At 43.5% G+C, this 16,366-nt stretch carries 20 protein-coding genes and 1 pseudogene; 11 read left to right on the forward strand and 10 right to left on the reverse strand.

From position 1 onward, the window contains the following. The first annotated feature begins 10 nt into the window (after positions 1-10). Together cydB and cydX are read left to right on the forward strand one after the other, a co-directional pair. Positions 11-1,147, forward strand: coding sequence for a cytochrome d ubiquinol oxidase subunit II (cydB, locus tag OCU90_RS07755; protein ID WP_017078012.1), 1,137 nt, complete (start codon positions 11-13; stop codon positions 1,145-1,147). Positions 1,148-1,157: 10 nt separating this feature from the next. Then, positions 1,158-1,259, forward strand: a complete 102-nt coding sequence (cydX, locus tag OCU90_RS07760; RefSeq protein WP_081090016.1) for a cytochrome bd-I oxidase subunit CydX — start codon at positions 1,158-1,160, stop codon at positions 1,257-1,259. Between the two features lie 112 nt (positions 1,260-1,371). Here the strand turns inward: cydX and OCU90_RS07765 are convergent, their stop codons facing one another. The 3 genes and pseudogenes from OCU90_RS07765 to OCU90_RS07775 form a co-directional block, all read right to left on the reverse strand. Beyond that, a complete protein-coding gene (locus OCU90_RS07765) occupies positions 1,372-1,605 on the reverse strand; it encodes a hypothetical protein (RefSeq protein WP_061024881.1) in 234 nt (77 codons plus the stop codon). A 59-nt stretch (positions 1,606-1,664) separates the two neighbouring features. After that, positions 1,665-2,366, reverse strand: a complete 702-nt coding sequence (locus OCU90_RS07770) for a hypothetical protein (protein WP_061024879.1) — start codon at positions 2,364-2,366, stop codon at positions 1,665-1,667. A 98-nt stretch (positions 2,367-2,464) separates the two neighbouring features. Then, positions 2,465-2,908 (reverse strand): annotated as a pseudogene (locus OCU90_RS07775) (LysR substrate-binding domain-containing protein); the annotation flags it as partial. Positions 2,909-2,911: 3 nt separating this feature from the next. Here OCU90_RS07775 and OCU90_RS07780 point away from each other — a divergent pair. From OCU90_RS07780 to OCU90_RS07790, 3 genes are all read left to right on the forward strand, one after another. Continuing rightward, positions 2,912-3,379: a hypothetical protein gene (locus OCU90_RS07780; RefSeq protein ID WP_061024877.1), complete on the forward strand. Its 468-nt coding sequence runs from the start codon at positions 2,912-2,914 to the stop codon at positions 3,377-3,379. A gap of 170 nt (positions 3,380-3,549) precedes the next feature. After that, on the forward strand, positions 3,550-3,729 hold the full coding sequence (locus OCU90_RS07785) for a hypothetical protein (RefSeq protein ID WP_017095358.1): 180 nt from the start codon (positions 3,550-3,552) through the stop codon (positions 3,727-3,729). Between the two features lie 311 nt (positions 3,730-4,040). Further along, a complete protein-coding gene (locus tag OCU90_RS07790; RefSeq protein ID WP_017068284.1) occupies positions 4,041-4,529 on the forward strand; it encodes a GNAT family N-acetyltransferase in 489 nt (162 codons plus the stop codon). Between the two features lie 138 nt (positions 4,530-4,667). On the opposite strand, the gene OCU90_RS07795 is transcribed toward OCU90_RS07790, so the two are convergent. Continuing rightward, a complete protein-coding gene (locus OCU90_RS07795) occupies positions 4,668-5,243 on the reverse strand; it encodes a nucleoside triphosphate pyrophosphohydrolase family protein (protein ID WP_017105512.1) in 576 nt (191 codons plus the stop codon). Positions 5,244-5,456: 213 nt separating this feature from the next. Between OCU90_RS07795 and OCU90_RS07800 the strand changes: the two genes are divergently transcribed. Further along, positions 5,457-6,527 carry a sensor domain-containing diguanylate cyclase gene (locus OCU90_RS07800; protein ID WP_054541243.1) on the forward strand — a complete coding sequence of 357 codons (1,071 nt, stop codon included), beginning with the start codon at positions 5,457-5,459 and terminating at the stop codon, positions 6,525-6,527. A 37-nt stretch (positions 6,528-6,564) separates the two neighbouring features. Here OCU90_RS07800 and OCU90_RS07805 read toward each other — a convergent pair whose 3' ends face one another. Continuing rightward, positions 6,565-7,131 (reverse strand): DUF1415 domain-containing protein, encoded by a 567-nt coding sequence (locus OCU90_RS07805; protein WP_061024875.1) that lies wholly within the window; start codon positions 7,129-7,131, stop codon positions 6,565-6,567. A gap of 85 nt (positions 7,132-7,216) precedes the next feature. After that, positions 7,217-8,416, reverse strand: a complete 1,200-nt coding sequence (locus tag OCU90_RS07810) for an MFS transporter (RefSeq protein ID WP_061024873.1) — start codon at positions 8,414-8,416, stop codon at positions 7,217-7,219. A gap of 110 nt (positions 8,417-8,526) precedes the next feature. Between OCU90_RS07810 and OCU90_RS07815 the strand changes: the two genes are divergently transcribed. Beyond that, a complete protein-coding gene (locus tag OCU90_RS07815) occupies positions 8,527-9,399 on the forward strand; it encodes a LysR family transcriptional regulator (protein ID WP_061024871.1) in 873 nt (290 codons plus the stop codon). 89 nt (positions 9,400-9,488) lie between these two features. Here OCU90_RS07815 and OCU90_RS07820 read toward each other — a convergent pair whose 3' ends face one another. Next, positions 9,489-9,725, reverse strand: coding sequence for a glutaredoxin family protein (locus tag OCU90_RS07820; RefSeq protein WP_004734934.1), 237 nt, complete (start codon positions 9,723-9,725; stop codon positions 9,489-9,491). Positions 9,726-9,878: 153 nt separating this feature from the next. Here OCU90_RS07820 and OCU90_RS07825 point away from each other — a divergent pair, with 153 nt between their 5' ends. Together OCU90_RS07825 and rlmF are read left to right on the forward strand one after the other, a co-directional pair. Then, complete coding sequence (locus tag OCU90_RS07825; protein ID WP_004734935.1) at positions 9,879-10,376, forward strand: YgjP-like metallopeptidase domain-containing protein; 498 nt, start codon at positions 9,879-9,881, stop codon at positions 10,374-10,376. A gap of 4 nt (positions 10,377-10,380) precedes the next feature. Then, complete coding sequence (gene rlmF / locus OCU90_RS07830; RefSeq protein ID WP_061024869.1) at positions 10,381-11,739, forward strand: 23S rRNA (adenine(1618)-N(6))-methyltransferase RlmF; 1,359 nt, start codon at positions 10,381-10,383, stop codon at positions 11,737-11,739. Positions 11,740-11,847: 108 nt separating this feature from the next. On the opposite strand, the gene pilW is transcribed toward rlmF, so the two are convergent. Continuing rightward, the gene (gene pilW / locus OCU90_RS07835; RefSeq protein WP_017089281.1) at positions 11,848-12,615 is read right to left on the reverse strand and encodes a type IV pilus biogenesis/stability protein PilW; all 768 of its coding nucleotides are present in this window, start codon (positions 12,613-12,615) and stop codon (positions 11,848-11,850) included. Positions 12,616-12,784: 169 nt separating this feature from the next. Beyond that, positions 12,785-13,726, reverse strand: coding sequence for a homoserine O-acetyltransferase MetA (metA, locus tag OCU90_RS07840; protein ID WP_004734938.1), 942 nt, complete (start codon positions 13,724-13,726; stop codon positions 12,785-12,787). A 273-nt stretch (positions 13,727-13,999) separates the two neighbouring features. Between metA and OCU90_RS07845 the strand changes: the two genes are divergently transcribed. Continuing rightward, positions 14,000-14,368, forward strand: coding sequence for an ATP-binding protein (locus tag OCU90_RS07845; RefSeq protein WP_061024867.1), 369 nt, complete (start codon positions 14,000-14,002; stop codon positions 14,366-14,368). A gap of 70 nt (positions 14,369-14,438) precedes the next feature. Beyond that, positions 14,439-14,861 (forward strand): DUF3859 domain-containing protein, encoded by a 423-nt coding sequence (locus OCU90_RS07850; protein ID WP_017083493.1) that lies wholly within the window; start codon positions 14,439-14,441, stop codon positions 14,859-14,861. A gap of 155 nt (positions 14,862-15,016) precedes the next feature. Here the strand turns inward: OCU90_RS07850 and OCU90_RS07855 are convergent, their stop codons facing one another. Beyond that, a complete protein-coding gene (locus tag OCU90_RS07855; protein ID WP_061024866.1) occupies positions 15,017-16,123 on the reverse strand; it encodes a M20/M25/M40 family metallo-hydrolase in 1,107 nt (368 codons plus the stop codon). Between the last annotated feature and the right edge of the window lie 243 nt (positions 16,124-16,366).

The raw sequence follows: 16,366 nt of genomic DNA on the forward strand, positions 1-16,366 counted from the left end.
TGACTGACTCATGTTCGAATATGACACATTGCGTTTAATTTGGTGGGTTCTGATTGGTGTACTGCTGATTGGTTTTATGATCACCGATGGTTTTGATATGGGAGTGGGGGCGTTGTTACCGTTTATTGGTAAAACGAACGCTGAAAGACGAGTCATGATTAACTCTATCGCGCCCCATTGGGACGGCAACCAAGTGTGGTTAATTACCGCAGGTGGTGCGTTGTTTGCGGCTTGGCCTTTGGTTTATGCGACATCGTTTTCAAGCCTTTATGTGGCGATGTATTTGGTGCTTATTTCATTGTGGTTGCGTCCTTTGGCGCTTGAGTATCGAGCAAAGATCGACAGCGATCAGTGGCGACGGGTGTGTGACTTGGCAATCTCGTTCTCAGGCTTCTTCCCTCCTATCTTGTTTGGGGTGGCGTTTGGCAATTTGATGCAAGGCTTACCTTTTACGCTCAATAGCTTCTTGATGGTTGAGTACCATGGTTCGTTTATCGATTTGATCAACCCATTCGCGCTTTTGTGTGGTCTAGTCGGGTTATTGATGGCGCTGTTACAAGGTGGTGCGTGGTTGATGATGAAAACCACAGACGTAGTGTACAAAAAGGCAAGAACGGTGACGCAGGCGAGTGCGGTACTTATCGCTTTCCTTATGGTGATTGGCTGTATGGCGATAAACCATATTGATGGGTATCTGATAGTCAGTGCGATGGATCATAGCTCGGCTTCAAATCCTTTGAACAAAGAAGTCGTTACACAAGCTGGCGCTTGGTTAACCAACTTCGATACGTACCCTTGGATGTGGTTTGCACCGATCGGCAGCGTGACCATTCCATTGCTGGCTTTGATTGGCGCAAGGTTGAAATGGGATGCGATTGCTTTTATTAGTTCAAGCCTGACTAATGCTTGCATCATCTTAACGGCGGGTTTCTCGATGTTCCCGTTCATTATCCCGTCTAGCGTTAACCCGAGTAATAGCCTAACGCTGTGGGATTCAACATCGAGCGAACTGACCTTGAACATCATGACAGGCGTGGCGTTTGTGATGGTACCTATCATTCTGTGTTATACCGCATTTAGTTATCGAACCATGTTTGGACGACTCGATAGTGAGTATGTCGAACGTAATGGCCATTCACTGTATTAAGGAGTTTTTCATGTGGTATTTTGTTTGGATATTGGGCTTATTCCTAGCCTCTGCATTTTCGGTTTTGAATGTCATCAGCCTAGAAAAAGGTGATTCAGAAACGGAGTCTTAATCGCTGAGCAGGGCTCTATAAGAAGATGAGAGTTATATAGAAAACAAGAGCTATATAAAAAGACCAGAAGCGTGAGTTTCTGGTCTTTTACGTTTTGTAATGTGTTGAAGAATTATTCCAGAGTAAGGTTTTCTTTAATCTCATCGTTAAGATACCCCTGACCAAAATCTGGTGTCATGAATTCGACGGAGGAGGAGTCTAGATAGCTGGTTTCTAGATAACTCGGTTCTAGATAATGGAAATCTAAGTGATCAGCACTTGCGTAGGTGGGAATCGCAGAAAACAAAACGATACTGATCGCTGCAGCGATATTAATGACTTTGTTACGTTGAGAAGTAATTTTCATAGTAGTGCCCTCGAAAGGTGGGCAAATCCATCTGCCTATGAGAATTGAATCTGAGATATTTAGAAGTCGTAAGACAAACCAAGTGTGATGATGCTGTCGTTGTCGATTGGTATCATTGGACCGCCGCCAATTTGTAAGTCACCCTCGTTGGTATTGAAGTAGGTGTATTTCACGTAGGGTGTCCAGTCGTCAATGCTCTTTGATAGGACGACTTCGTGTTCGTTAGTGCGGTAATCGTCTTGGTCAATGAGATCGGCGCCAACATTGGATCCGTCACGGTTCTCGTGAGTGTATTGGTAAGCTAAATCCCAACCTGCGAGAGAATACCCCGCACCGGCGATGAACTTATTGGTGTTGATCGTGGTGTCGCTTAGTTTTTCGGGTACTTGCCCTGACTGGTTATATCCCAATCCACTGAATACATTGAAGTTGTCGTTCACTTGATAATCAATAATACCTTCGATTAATAACTCTTCACCGTTGTCCCATTTACCGAGTTCACCGTATAGGTTGAACGTGAAAGACTCGCTGATGTGAAAGTCGTGGCCGTAACCCGCGGCTAGCCAACCCTGGTCATCAAAACCTATATAGACTTGTCCATTTTCTGAGGTATCGATTAATGCGCCAGCTTCTGTGGTGTAGACACCATTATCAGCAGCATTAGAGGCAACGTTTTGTTCGATGTAAACTTGAGTCGAAGTCGCAAACGCTGCGCTGCTGAGTAACGTAAGTGGTAGAGCAATAAGGTTAAGCTTTTTCATGGATTCTCCAGTGTCGTTCTATTGAATTAACTTGCTGGAGAGTATGTGATTAAACTGAATTTATATTAATAGGGTTAACTTTAGTTAAAACCTCAGTTTCATTTATGTTTTCTTAATGCTGACTTGATTGCTTCACGGGTTTTGATGTGTTGCTCGTCGTTAGCATAACGGCGGTGATAGAGCATTCGAAACGTGAGCGGTTTTAATTTGATAGGGATAGGGTGAACGCGTAAGCCAAGCGCTGGTGCGAGCATTTCTGCAAAAGAACGAGTAGAAGCGGCGATGTAATCTGTCGTGCTTGCCAAAATCAGCATGCTTGAAATTGAGCTGGTTTCAATTCTGACTTTTCTCGGCTCGATATCGCTCTCTGATAAAAACTCGACCGTGTTCATGTTGGCGCGTTTGATCTTGAGCGCAATATGCTCCTCTTGGAAATACTCTTCTTTACTTAGTGTCTCACCAATTCGAGGGTGGTTGATTCGAGTCAGACACACGGGCTCCTCATCGACGATGGTTTCTTCAATCAATGAGTGTTTCTTACTCCAATGCTTGTCGCCGCTGCCGAACATAATCACAGTCACAATCATTTTAACCCAGCATTAGAGCAACTTGGCGATGACATTATTGGTCTAACTGTGTGTTACAAAAATGGTCATCTATCAGATGAGAATCAAGAACCTGCTTTCATGAATCTTATCAACCACGCCAATGTAGAAGGTGAGGAGTTGGGGATGTACTACATGGATAAGTTGGGCCCTAAAGCTGAGCAAATCATGAGTGATGACGACGCTCGTCGCTTATGGACTCAAGATTATTGTGCTGATTTGACTGACACTTATTTGGATTCAGATAAGTTAGCTCAAAGATCAAATGAACATCAAAGTCATTCACACGGCCACGATCATGGGCATAACCATAATCACCTTAATCACGATCACCATGGACATGGCGACTTGACACCAGAGGTGCTTGAGCAAGATATCGAACGAGGTTGTTTACTCAGTATCAACTAAGCCCAATAAAATAAACGTACTTACTTTGTTACCTCTTGGCACAAAATGGTAAGACTCGAATCGAGCGAATGACTAGAATTATCTCAAACGAAACAAGTGAATTAGGGCGGATTCTAGTCACTTTATCTTATTCGAATGGACGCTTTTAAAGCTCGAAAGAGGATTATTTTATGTACGAACTCACACTGATTCTAAGCCTAATGATGGGTGGCGCTGACAGCACAGCAGAAATGGAAGTTAACACCCAATTTACGACTCTTGAGCAATGTAATGAAGAAGGCGCAGCGCTAGCTGAGAAGCTAAATGCAACAGACCTTAAAGTCATGCAAGTTCAATGTGAACGTGATTAACTAGATCAAGATGAACTAGTTCATGATTAACCAGAACAGAATTAGTTAGATCATGATGAACCAAAGCTAACTAATTCCATAGATTTGGCGGCGTGGGCACACCCGAGGTGCCCATATCGAATTACCTCCAGTTTAATTAACCTTGATTCCTCAAATTTACTTCTTCAGATCATCCATATACATTCCCCACATCAGCGCCAATAAAAACAATTTCATCTAACCTATTGTTAAATATTTACTATTTGATAGTGTGTCTAGGTGCACATTAAGGATGTGTTTCATATTTAGCGATGAAAATAGTAGGAGTTGCGATGAGTATTATAGTGAGACGGTCTGAACCGTCAGATGCAAAGGGAATCAAAGAAGTTTACGAATGCACTAATGCTTATACCGGTACGCTGCAACTCCCAAATCCATCTCTGGAAAGCTGGCAGAAGCGAATCTCTAATATGCCTGACAACGTGTACTCTTATGTCGCGATGATCGACGATGAGATTGTTGGCAACTTGGGAATGGAAGTGTGTGTGAACCCAAGAAGACGACATGTGGCTTCATTTGGTATGGGTGTTAAAGACGATGTGCTAGGCAAAGGTGTGGGTAGTCAGCTGCTCGCGACCGCGATCGACTTGTGTGATAACTGGATTAACATCAAGCGAATGGAGTTAACGGTGTATACCGATAACGAAAGAGCGATCAGCCTGTATAAGAAATTTGGCTTCGTGATTGAAGGAGAGTCCGCAGGGTTCGCTTTCAGAAATGGCGAATATGTGGCGGCTTATCACATGGCGCGACTGGTATAGCACTTAGTTAGCTACATACAGTTAGAATTTACGGACAGATAATAAAACGCCACGTTATTTAAACGTGGCGTTTGCTATTTTGGTGCGCTGGTGCTTTAAAGAGCTACAGCCATAACCTTAGTTCAGTCGTAAACTTAGTTAAGCCGTTAGTGGCTCAAGGTTCGCAGGACGGTAGTGTACAGATTTTAGTACTTTACCTTGGCGAACTGTCTTGCCCTCAGATACGAAATCTTCCGCACACTTAGCGATGATGTATTCGCCTTTTTGAACCGCCATCAGTTTGATGCTCTGCTCAGCATAGAAAGCTTCAGTTTCTGCGTATTCTGTTTCGTTACGACACACTTTGCTCATGTTGCTTGAGTGTACTTCGTCCCAACAAGGTAGAAAGTCGATTGAACGGTTTTTAGAAACATTCAACAGTAGGTCGATCAGGTAGCTGATTGCTAGGTTGTCTTCAACCTTCGCTTGACCAAGGTGAACCAGACGTCCCATCAAAACATAAACGCTGTCTACAATAGCGTCCGCTTGTTCGATTTTTGAGTCAGCTTCTGCAAGTTCTGTCAGTTCTTCGATCGCTAGAGAGGTGTGTAGCGTATCGCCTTTTTCGTCCATTGTTTCAGGAGCAGCAACAGGCAGATCAAAAGTACTGCGGAACTCTTCAATGTCGCGGTAAAGGTGATCGTAGATTTCTTGGCTTAGTTGAGAAAGGTTCATTTTCCTATCCATTCTGTTTCGTTAATGGGGTATTTTATCAAAGCTGGGAATAGGGTGCTAACGCAAAGTCGAAGAAGTCGACTTTTATTCATTGGACCAACGAGGTATTTTGCATACAAACCAATTGATTATTGTGTTTTATTACCCTTTACTCTTCTAAATATACCAAATATTGATGTTGTCATTAAACTCGGCAGCAGTGGGACCCCAGTTATGAACCAAGCCAGTGAAAGTGAAATTGTGATACGCCGCTTGTATCAAATCACCAATGATTATCGAAAGGGCTTCGATAGTCAGATTGCACAGTTGCTTATCATGGGGCTTGAACGCTTTAACTTAGATATTGGTATATTGTCGAAAGTCGATGGCAATACTTATTTGGTTGAACACTGTGTCACACCCGAAGGCGTTGAACTTAATAGTGGTGACACCTTCGATTATCGCTCGACCTACTGTGAGATCACGTGTAAATCTATCAGCCCTATCTGTATTGAACATTGTGGCAAACACGATAAGTATGCGACTCATCCTGCCTACCAGTCATTCGGTCTGGAGTCTTATATTGGTGTCCCTATTTTCGTCAATGATGAGCTTTATGGCACCTTAAACTTTTCAAGTCCGACTCCTTATCATCGTGAGTTCAAAGAGTTCGACATTGACGTGATGAGGCTAATGGCCTCATGGATAGAAGTGGAACTCGTTAGAAGACAGCAAGAACGGAAACTCAAAGAGCTAAACGAGAAGTTAGAGTACCAAGCTCTTTACGATCCTCTTACACACTTACCGAATAGACGTTGCTTGTTCAAAACGCTGAATGCGGAAGTTGAGCAGTTAAAAGGATCTTTAGGAAAGGGAACCTTGGCAGTTGTCGATATCGATTTCTTTAAGGTCGTTAACGATACTTACGGCCATCAAATGGGTGATGTTGTTTTAAAGAAAGTGGCGAACGTGTTGAGTCATAACACTCAAGAGGGAGAGTTTGTGGCGCGCTTTGGTGGCGAGGAGTTCATTCTTTGGTACCCCAATAAAACACCAAGTTGTGTTGAAGATAAGTTCATGACTCTTTTGCAAGAGATGAAGAAAATCACACTCGATAGAAAGCCAGTCACCATATCAATCGGTGCGTGTCATTTTGAATTGAGTACTGGAGACACTAAAGGGGAAAGAATGTCGGCGTTAGACTCGTTAATCAAAGTTGCCGATGAATGCCTGTACATTGCTAAACAAAATGGACGAGATCAGTTTATTTCTCGTCCATATCATCAAGAACACTCCGGCTCGTAAGTCGAAATTGATTTGTTATTAATGGCAACGGTCGCAATTAGCTGAATAGATAAGGGAACAGCTGACGACGTTCCGCTGGCGTTAAAGATTCAACTCTTGCTATGTTCGTATCAGGAATCGCTTCAGGGTTAGGGTAGTGCTTTAACACCTTTTCCATACTCGCTTCACGAATCAAATGGTAAACCGGGTACGGAGAGCGGTTTGTTAGGTTTTCATCGTCTTCTGGATCCGCACCACCAAAGCAATAGTCTGGGTGGAAGGTTGCCACTTGGTAAACGCCTTCCCAATCTTCTTGCTTGATCAACGCTTCAATCCAATCAATGAACATGTTGTAGTCGAAGAAATCTTGCAGCATGTAAGGTACAACCACCAAAGTTGTCTCCAACTCGGCGACTGGCGTGTTATCTAACTCTACGAAATGCGTCATGATGTCTTGCAACAACGTTTCTTCCGTATTTGCTTCACTCACAAAGATCTTAATCTGTTTATTACGTTGTGGCTTGGCTGCGAATGGACACAGGTTTAGGCCAATAACGACATCGTCTAACCACTGTTTTACTTGGTCGTGGATGGTTTGAAGATCTGTGCTTTGAGTGTTCGACATAACAGGTTCCGAAATGAAATTTTGCGTAGGATATCAGAACGGACGTCAATCAAAAGCAATAATTCAATCAGACAGCTTGTGTTACTTAAGCTTCAGCTAGCTTCGAGGTTGATCCTTGAAGTTGTTTCAACTGATAGACCCAAGCAAATATCGCAACATAGAAGATTGAACCGCCCGCAATCACGCCATTCCAACCGAACAGTTGCCAGCAATACAAGAGTAAGAAACCACCTAAGCTCCCGCCTATGTAATAGTGTACTAAGTAAAGAGCGGTTGCCGTTGCCTTAGCGCTCGGTGCTTTTTGACTTACCCAAGAGTAGGCAAGGGTATGGGCGAAGAACGCGCCGCCACTAATCAATAACAAGCCTGCTAGCATGAACGGGACTTTGTCGACGGCAGAAATTAGCATTCCGATTAAGCTAATACACACGCCCATCAATATACCGTTTAACGGGTCAAAGCGAAGTGTCCATTTGTTGGAGAGCTTAGAGCTTACCGTACCGGCCAAGTAACATAGGAATATCAGTGAAGCTAAGCCCACAGGCACTGAGTGAGGTTCGGATACCAACCTAAAGCCCATTACTGAATACAAGTTAACGAACAGGGCAAAGTTAGCGCCACCAATCAACATCGCGAGCCACAAGGTACGGTTTCTTAAGTGCATCACAACCGAGCGGTTATGATGAAAGAACAACCCTTTCTGAGGTTTGAAGTTTTGTTGGTCAGGCAGGCTATACGCAATATAGAGAGCGCCGATTAAGGAGCCGACCACGAAAAACAAAACCGTTGCGTGCCAGTCAAAATAATCCGTAATCAAGCCACCCAATACACGCCCGAATATTCCACCTAGTGAGTTGGCTGCAATATAGCCGCCGATCGCGACTGCAAATGCTTTGGGTGATAACTCTTCCACCATATAGGCAACCGCCACGCCCGCAAAAGCAGCGACTGCGATTCCCATGAATGCTCTGGCAATAACAAGTTGCAGTAGAGTGGTTGTGAACACCATGCTCAATCCAATCAAAGGAATAGCGAACAGACTGAACAGAATAATGGGTTTTCGACCAAAGGTTTCAGAAGCGATTGCCCAAGGCACCAAACTGATGGAAAGCCCTAGCGTTGTCGCGGCAAACAGCCAGTTGATCTGAGTTTCAGATACTTGGAAGTGCTCCGCCATGTGCGGCAAGATAGGCTGAAAGAGGTAAAGGTTACAGAAAATGATAAATGAACCAATCGCCAATGATTGAGTGATACGTTTGTATTGAGGGCTGCCTTTATCAAACATTTACGTTGTGCCTGCGCGAGTTAGTAAGCTATTTGTGAACAAGTTATCAGTACAGGTGCGATTAAAGAAATATATTAAAAATATCACCTCTATATATTAAATATATCGCCATGCTTGAATCAAAACCTCTTCGACATTTTCTGGCCGTTGCTCAGTTTGGTAATTTTACTCAGGCGGCCAAAGCGCTGCATATCGCACAGCCTGCATTGAGTATTTCCATTAAGAAACTAGAACAGACATTAGAGTTAATTCTGTTTCGTCGCGGAGATAAATCCGTCACCTTAACGGAAGAGGGAAAGGTACTGTTTGAGCATGCAAAGCGAATCGCCCAGCAGTTTGATGATGCTCAGCTCGCGATGAATGAACTAAAGGGTTTAGAAAAAGGCGAGGTGCGATTAGGCGCTCCAAGTATGATGGGCAGCTACTTTTTCCCGCAAGTCGTGATGGCATTTAAAAGCCAATACCCAAACCTAAAGTTGACCTTGATCGATGCAGGCACCGCTTCTATTCGTGAAATGTTGTTAAACGGCGAACTCGATATTGGTGTAATTAATCATGAGAACGTTCCTGATGATTTGGAAACGGATCATCTTTTAAGTTCTGAGATGGTCGCCGTTGTCGGTAAGGAGCATCCGCTAGCACAACAGCCTTCGATGACCTTTGAAGAATTCTTTGCTCAAGAGCTGGTCATGTTCAAATCGGGCTATTTCCACCGCGATTTTATTGATGCGACCTGTAAGAAGTACGATCTTGATATGACCATTGCGTTTGAAACCAACTTGCTCCCGATGATTCTTTCTATCGTTAAACAAGAGTTTGCGATCACCGCGCTGTTGAGCTTAGTGACAGAATATGAGAAAGACGTGGTAGGCGTGCCATTTAAAGACCCTGTAAAACTGAATCTATCGTTGGCCTGGAGAAAGGAAGGGTATTTGTCGAAAGCCGACAGAACCTTTATTGATTTCGTTAAGCGATATGTGTGATTGAGTAAGATATAAATAAACAAAGCCCGAACATCCTAGATTGGATATTTGGGCTTTGTTGTATAGAAGTATGACTGGCTCAGAGCACGTTAGGTGTTCTTTGAGTTATACATCTTATCGAAGTTTTTCTGATTCCAGCCGACCATTACTTGGTCACCGATTTTCAGCACAGGGATAGAGCGAGCACCCATCGCCTGTAATTCTTTACGGCCACGCTGCATTTTTGCATTCGTTAGGCGATATTCAATTTTCTTCGAATCCAAATAGCGTTGTGCATCTTTACAGTGCGGGCATTTGTCTGCGACGTACAATACAACACGTTTCATTTTTACAATCTCTTTTTGAGTGTAGCTCTTGGTGAATCTCGCTAAAGTGTAACGAATCCTAGGTGATTAGAAAAGTGTGATCAGTTACACTATGCGGCTCAATTTTCAAGACCACAACATATTGTCGTGGTGTAACTTGTACGGTCTTTCAGCATGCATCCTTCTTTACGCTATATTCAAGGCTACCCGAAGCACATTCTTGACCCGGTAACTCAACTTGTTGAATCAGGTAAATTAGTGCCGTGGTTTGAAGCTCGCTACCCAAAAAATCATGAAATCAAAAGCGAGAAAGCCCTGTTTGACTATGCGATTGAGATTAAAAATCGCTACATGAAAAAAACGCCACCGATCAGTAAAGTGATTTACGACGGCAAGATACACCTAATTAATAATGCATTGGGTCTGCATTCTTACGTCGCGAAGAATCACGGTGGAAAGATCAAATCGAAGAACGAGATTCGTATCGCCAGTGTTTTTAAAAATGCACCAGAACCTTTGTTGAGAATGCTGGTGGTGCATGAATTGGCGCACATCAAAGAGAAAGAACACGACAAAGCCTTTTACCAACTATGCTGTCACATGGAGCCGGAATATCATCAACTTGAGTTAGATGCCCGTTTATTCATGATGTATTTAGACTTAAAGAAGTAGCCCAATGAGCCAATCACAAAATAGAATTACGCTAAGCCTGTCGAAAAACAGTACCTCATCAACAAAAACAAAAGACAACCAAGCTGATCAAGGTAACCGTAAGCACGGTGATATTAAGCCAAATGCAGGCAAGCCAAGCAGCGACAAGCGTATTTCTACAAAGAACACATCAGACCGCAAAAACAGTGCTCCCAAAGGTGCTGACAACAACAAAGCAAAGCGACCTTTTGCAAAAGATAGCAAAGGTAAACCGGGTGCGAATAAAGGGTCATCGAATAAGGGTTCTTTCAATAAAACTGCTTTTAACAAAAACGCAGCCCAGAAAAGACGCTCGACTGAAAAGCCTCAAGGTGGATTACACCCAAGAAATCAACATACAGGTCGCTATGACTTCGAGTTATTGGTTGCAGCATTGCCTGAGCTAAAAGAACATCTGATCAAGAACCCGGTGGGCGAAGACACCATTAATTTCTCTGATCCATTAGCCGTTAAGCTACTTAACAAGGCTTTACTGGCGCATCACTATGGCGTTAAGCATTGGGATATTCCTGCTGGCTACTTGTGCCCGCCAATTCCTGGCCGTGCAGATTATATTCACAGAGTGGCAGACATCCTTAATAGCGATGGCCAAGGTGAACCTTATAATCATGCTTCTGTGAAAGCACTAGATATTGGTGTTGGTGCAAACTGTATTTACCCAATTATTGGTGCGACAGAGTATAAGTGGCGCTGGACAGGTACTGATGTCGATTCAGTCTCCATCAAAACAGCGAACTTCATTGCGGAAAGTAACCCTAATCTAAAAGGTAAGATTCGAGCTCGCCTGCAAGCCGACTCAGAATCTATCTTTAAGGGCGTGATTAAGGATAATGAACGTTACGATGTCACAATTTGTAACCCTCCATTCCACAGCTCTCTAGAAGAGGCGGAAAAGGGATCACAACGTAAACTGGATAACCTAGCGGCAAACCGAGCTAAGAAAGCCGGTCAGTCATTCAAGCCAGAAACGAATAAGAAGCCAGTTAAGTTAGACAAATTAACCACGCAAAATAAACCAACTAAGCAAGATAAACCAACCTTAAACTTTGGTGGCCAAAAATCTGAACTTTGGTGTCCGGGTGGTGAAGCGGCTTTCATTATGAAGATGGCGAGAGAGAGCCAGCTTTTTGCTACTCAAGTATTGTGGTTTACGACATTGATCTCTAAGAAAGACAACGTTGATATGGTTCGTTCAGAGCTTGGCAAGCTGAGAGCTAAACAAGTAAAATTGGTTGAGATGTCACAAGGCCAGAAGGTGAGTCGCTTTATTGCATGGACCTTTATGGATGACGAACAAAGACAAGAGTGGATTGCGCTTAAATAACAGACTGTACTTAGTTAAGATATTAAGCTGAAATTACGAACGGGCTTGTTGTTAACGCAACAAGCCCGTTTTTTATATCTATCGCAACGACTCTAAGCTCAGTTAGCCTTAAACGGAGAGCAGTTCGTCTAATTTACTTTGGTATTTCTGTTGAAGTGCACGGTTACCCGCCTTCTTTTCGAGTTCGACCAAGATTTGAAGTGATGGAATTTGATAGCCATAACGTTGGTGGAATTTGAATAAGCGGAGCCTAGCGTCATTGTATTCGGCCTCACTGACTTCAATTTTAGAAAGCTGTAGTACGGATCTAGCTCGATTTGGGTCGTGGTCAATCGCACGAGAGAAGTAGTATTTTGCTTGCTCGACCTCTCCGGCTTTAAACGCGCAGAATGCCGCATTTTCATAACTGGCAGAGACGAGATAATAATAGGGTTGGTCGATGGCACGGTTAAAGTATTTATCGGCTTGCTCGTATTCGCCCTGTTTACACAAGAATGTACCGTAGTTGTTCAATACGTTGCCGTTTCTTGCGTCTAACCTCAGCGCTTTTTTATAGGCATCTCTTGCTTCGTCAACTTCCCCAACTTGTTCGTAATAGTGCGCAATGGAAAGGCGAGCTCGATAGTAGCTAGGTGCGTGTTTGATGGCGAGCTCTAGGTTCTCACGTGCTCTCACCATATTCCCTTGCCCCATATAACCCAAACCTAATTCAATACGAGATTCAGACATCGCAATAGGGTCACTTTCAATCTTTGGCGGTCCTTCAGTGACAGAAACGCAACCGACCAACGAAAGAGAGGCGAGTAGTATCAGACTCGATAGCGAAAGGGGGCGGGATAATGAAATAGGTTTAGATAATAACGGCTTGGCGGGCATGTGAAGCTCCTTATGAACACCAACCCATCATATGAAATCAAACCCATTGAAGTGGTAAATCTATTATGGAATGCGACTCAAACACCATAAAAAAACCGCGTCCAATTTGGCGTTTTATCAACAACCTACTGAACACGGTTTTATGTGTTTGTGAATCGGAAGAAACAACTTAATCGTCTTTGGTAAAGTTGTCTTCGCTGAAGTGATCCAAATCGTAAGGCGTTTGTTGGTAAACGCAGTAGTTCAACCAGTTCGAGAATAACAAGTGCCCATGACTACGCCAACTTGCGACAGGCTTATTATCTGGATTGTTGTTCGGGTAGTAGTTGATTGGAATCACGGGTTCCATGCCTTCGCCTAAATCACGAACGTACTCACCGTGTAATGTATGCGCATCGTATTCAGGGTGACCCGTTACAAACACGTTTCGCTTATCTTTGGTCGCCGCCAGATATACGCCAGCCACATCAGAAGTCGCAAGAACATCAAGGTCGGTATGCTCGGCTAAGTATTCCTGAGAGAAATCTGCGTAGCGAGAATGCGGTGCTAAGAAGGTATCGTCAAAGCCACGCAGAAGCGGGTGGTAAGGGTGATGAATCTCGTGATTATAAACACCAGAAAGCTTCTCTTTACGAGTGCGCTTTGGCAAATCATACAGTAATTTCAAACCCGCCTGAGCCGCCCAACACACATACAAGGTTGAGGTCACGTGCTTGTTTGCCCATTCCATGATGGTTTTTAAGTGATCCCAGTAGATAACATCTTCAAATTGAACCAAGCCAAGCGGTGCACCAGTAATGATCAATCCATCAAAGTTTCTCCCTTTGACCATTTCAAATTGGCGGTAGAAGTTATCAAGGTGTTCAGTCGGTGTGTTTTTGCTTGGTCGGTCATCAATGCGCAGCAGCTCTACATCCACTTGCAATGGGCTGTTCGATAGTAGGCGTAAGAATTGAGTTTCAGTTTCAATCTTCTTCGGCATTAGGTTGAGGATCAAGACTCGAAGTGGACGAATTTCCTGTGTCGATGCTCTTGATAACGGCATCACGAAGATGTTTTCTTCACGAAGAACATCAGATGCTGGCAATTGGTCTGGAATGCGAATAGGCAAAGCTTTCTCCCTAAGCTAGATATGTAGACGTCTATACATCTAAATCTATAGTAGTTTGATACGCTTGTCGATATCCAAAATGGATAGATGTAAATTATTTGTGTTTTCTATCAGAAGCCATCTACCGGCTTCGAGGAAGTTTTATAATGTTTGACGACTACCCAAGTAAGGCATAAGTACTTGGTTCTCTTATGTAGAACTAGGCAGTTATCAGAGCAAGCGGTTAGCATTTACGATAAACTCATGTTTTCGAATTAGCCTGTAAAGTGACAGATGAAGTTAATACTTATTCGAGGGTTGCCCGGTTCTGGCAAGTCAACAAAAGCAAAAACCTACGATGCATTGCATGTTGAAGCCGATATGTATTACGTGAATGAGCAAGGTGAGTACCATTTTGACCCTAGGCAGCTACAGCAAGCTCATGAGTGGTGTCAAAACACGGCGGAAAACGGCTTGAAGCAAGGGGTAGATGTTGTTGTTTCGAATACCTTTATTAAGCATTGGGAAATGAAGGCTTACCGTCAACTTGCAAGAAAATACAAAGCAGAATTGATCATCGAGGTATGCCGAGAGCAATATGGCAGTATTCACGACATCGAACCGTCTGTGATTAAGCGCATGGCGAAAGACTGGCAAGAATAGCGTCGTGCTTATCCAGCTTGGCTGAATGGCAAATAGAATTTAATAGAATAACTCCAAGGTAAAGATTGAAATGGCAAAGCGCTCAGTTGTGGTCGACATGACTTCTTATGGTATCTATTCCACTTGGGATTCCAAATCTAAAGATCTACCAAAAATCCAAGAGTTCACCACCATTGTTGATGCTGAAATCGACGTAGAGTTTGGCTATATCTTGAATATCAAGAAAGCCAAAGGTGAAAAGATCCGCTACTGCATTTATCACCCGGATATCACCACAGACAAGGGCGAAGTGCTCGAACCGTTCGATGGTGAAGAGCATGTCGGTAACAACGACTGGGATTTCTATTTAGGTGACACTATTTGGGCCCCGGTCTCGAACAAGCTAGGCAAGTGGCGCATGACCGTGGAGTTAAAAGGCAACATCATTGCTGATAAGACATTCGACCTTGTTGCAAAAGATGAAGGCCAATTCTGGAAGCGTAGGGGTTTTTAAGCTTAATCTTCTAGCTAAACTCAGACTACAAAAAAGCCGAGTCACGGATCATTCGTGAACTCGGCTTTTTGACATTAACTAGATGGCATTTTCTATCTCATTAACGAGTAAGGTTGTCTAGTTAACAAATAAGACTGGCTAGTTAACCAGTAAGATTATTGAGTCACGTAAGCCACAACAAACTCAGTGATAGCGACCATATCTTTCACTGCAATGTACTCTTCAGTGGTGTGAACTTTCGCCATACCAGTCGAAAGGTTAACCGTTGTTAGACCTTTCGCGTTGAAGTTGTTCGCATCGCTACCGCCGCCAGTGCGTTTAGTGTTTGCTGTTACGCCAAGCTTCTCAAACGCTGATTTGATAGAAAGAATGTGCGGGTGATCATCTGCAATAACGAATGCATCGTAAGCACGAGTCGATTCGATTTCTACTTCAGCGCCGAACTGTTTTGCACTCTCTTGGAATGTTGAGATCATGTGCTCAACTTGAGCCGTTAGCTTTTCGCCGTTAAGAGAACGCGCTTCAGCCACGACTTTAAGCTCTGGCATTACGATGTTGGTCGCTTGACCACCCTCAACAATACCAACGTTTGCTGTCGTTTCTTCATCGATGCGAAGTAGGTTCATCTTAGTGATAGCGTCTGCAGCAACTTGAATTGCGCTGATGCCTTCTTCTGGCGCTAAACCAGCGTGAGCAGGGCGGCCTTTGATCTTAGCAACAATTTTCTGCTGACCCGGAGCTGCGTTTACGATGGTGCCAATTGGGCCGCCTGTATCCAGTACGATAGCGTGTTCAGATTGTATGTAAGACATATCGAAGTTCAAAGAGCCGAACAAGCCGCCTTCTTCGAATACAGTGAACGCAATCTCGATAGTTTTGTGCGCTTTGCCTTCAGCTTTGATGCAACGAACCGCTTCCATGATAGCTGCGATACCAGACTTGTCGTCGCCACCTAGAATTGTGTTGCCTTTTGAACGGATGATACCGTCTTCAATGATTGGCTCAATGCCGATACCTGGCGTTACTGTGTCCATGTGGCAACTGAATACTGTGCTGCCTGGAAGAGTGCCATCTAGACGAGCGTAGATGTTGAAACCGTTAGACACTTCTGTAGGGACAGCCAGTTTGTGAACTTCAAAGCCTAGTTCACCAAGTTGTTCAGCCAACGCTTCAGCAATCGCTTTTTCATTACGAGATTCACTATCAATTTTCACTAGATTGCAGAAATGTTCTACAAGACGTTGCTCATTAATTTGGGTCATTGTTAATTCTCATTATGCTTCCGCTTGTTCTAAAGAAGCCGCGGAGGTAGGAACAGGAAAATTACTATAACGCCAATGAGGTAGATGATTATCTGAGTTAAATCAAGAAAGTTGCCTGATTATTCTAATTAGTGAGAATAACCTTGTTCAGTTCGTCGAGATGACAACATTTTAATCTGTGTAGGGCTCGGGTATAATAAGTTTCTAATATAGATAAACAGCAGTGATATGGTCATTCAATTT

Origin of the sequence: Vibrio splendidus, from assembly GCF_024347615.1 — a bacterium.
GTDB lineage: Bacteria > Pseudomonadota > Gammaproteobacteria > Enterobacterales > Vibrionaceae > Vibrio > Vibrio splendidus.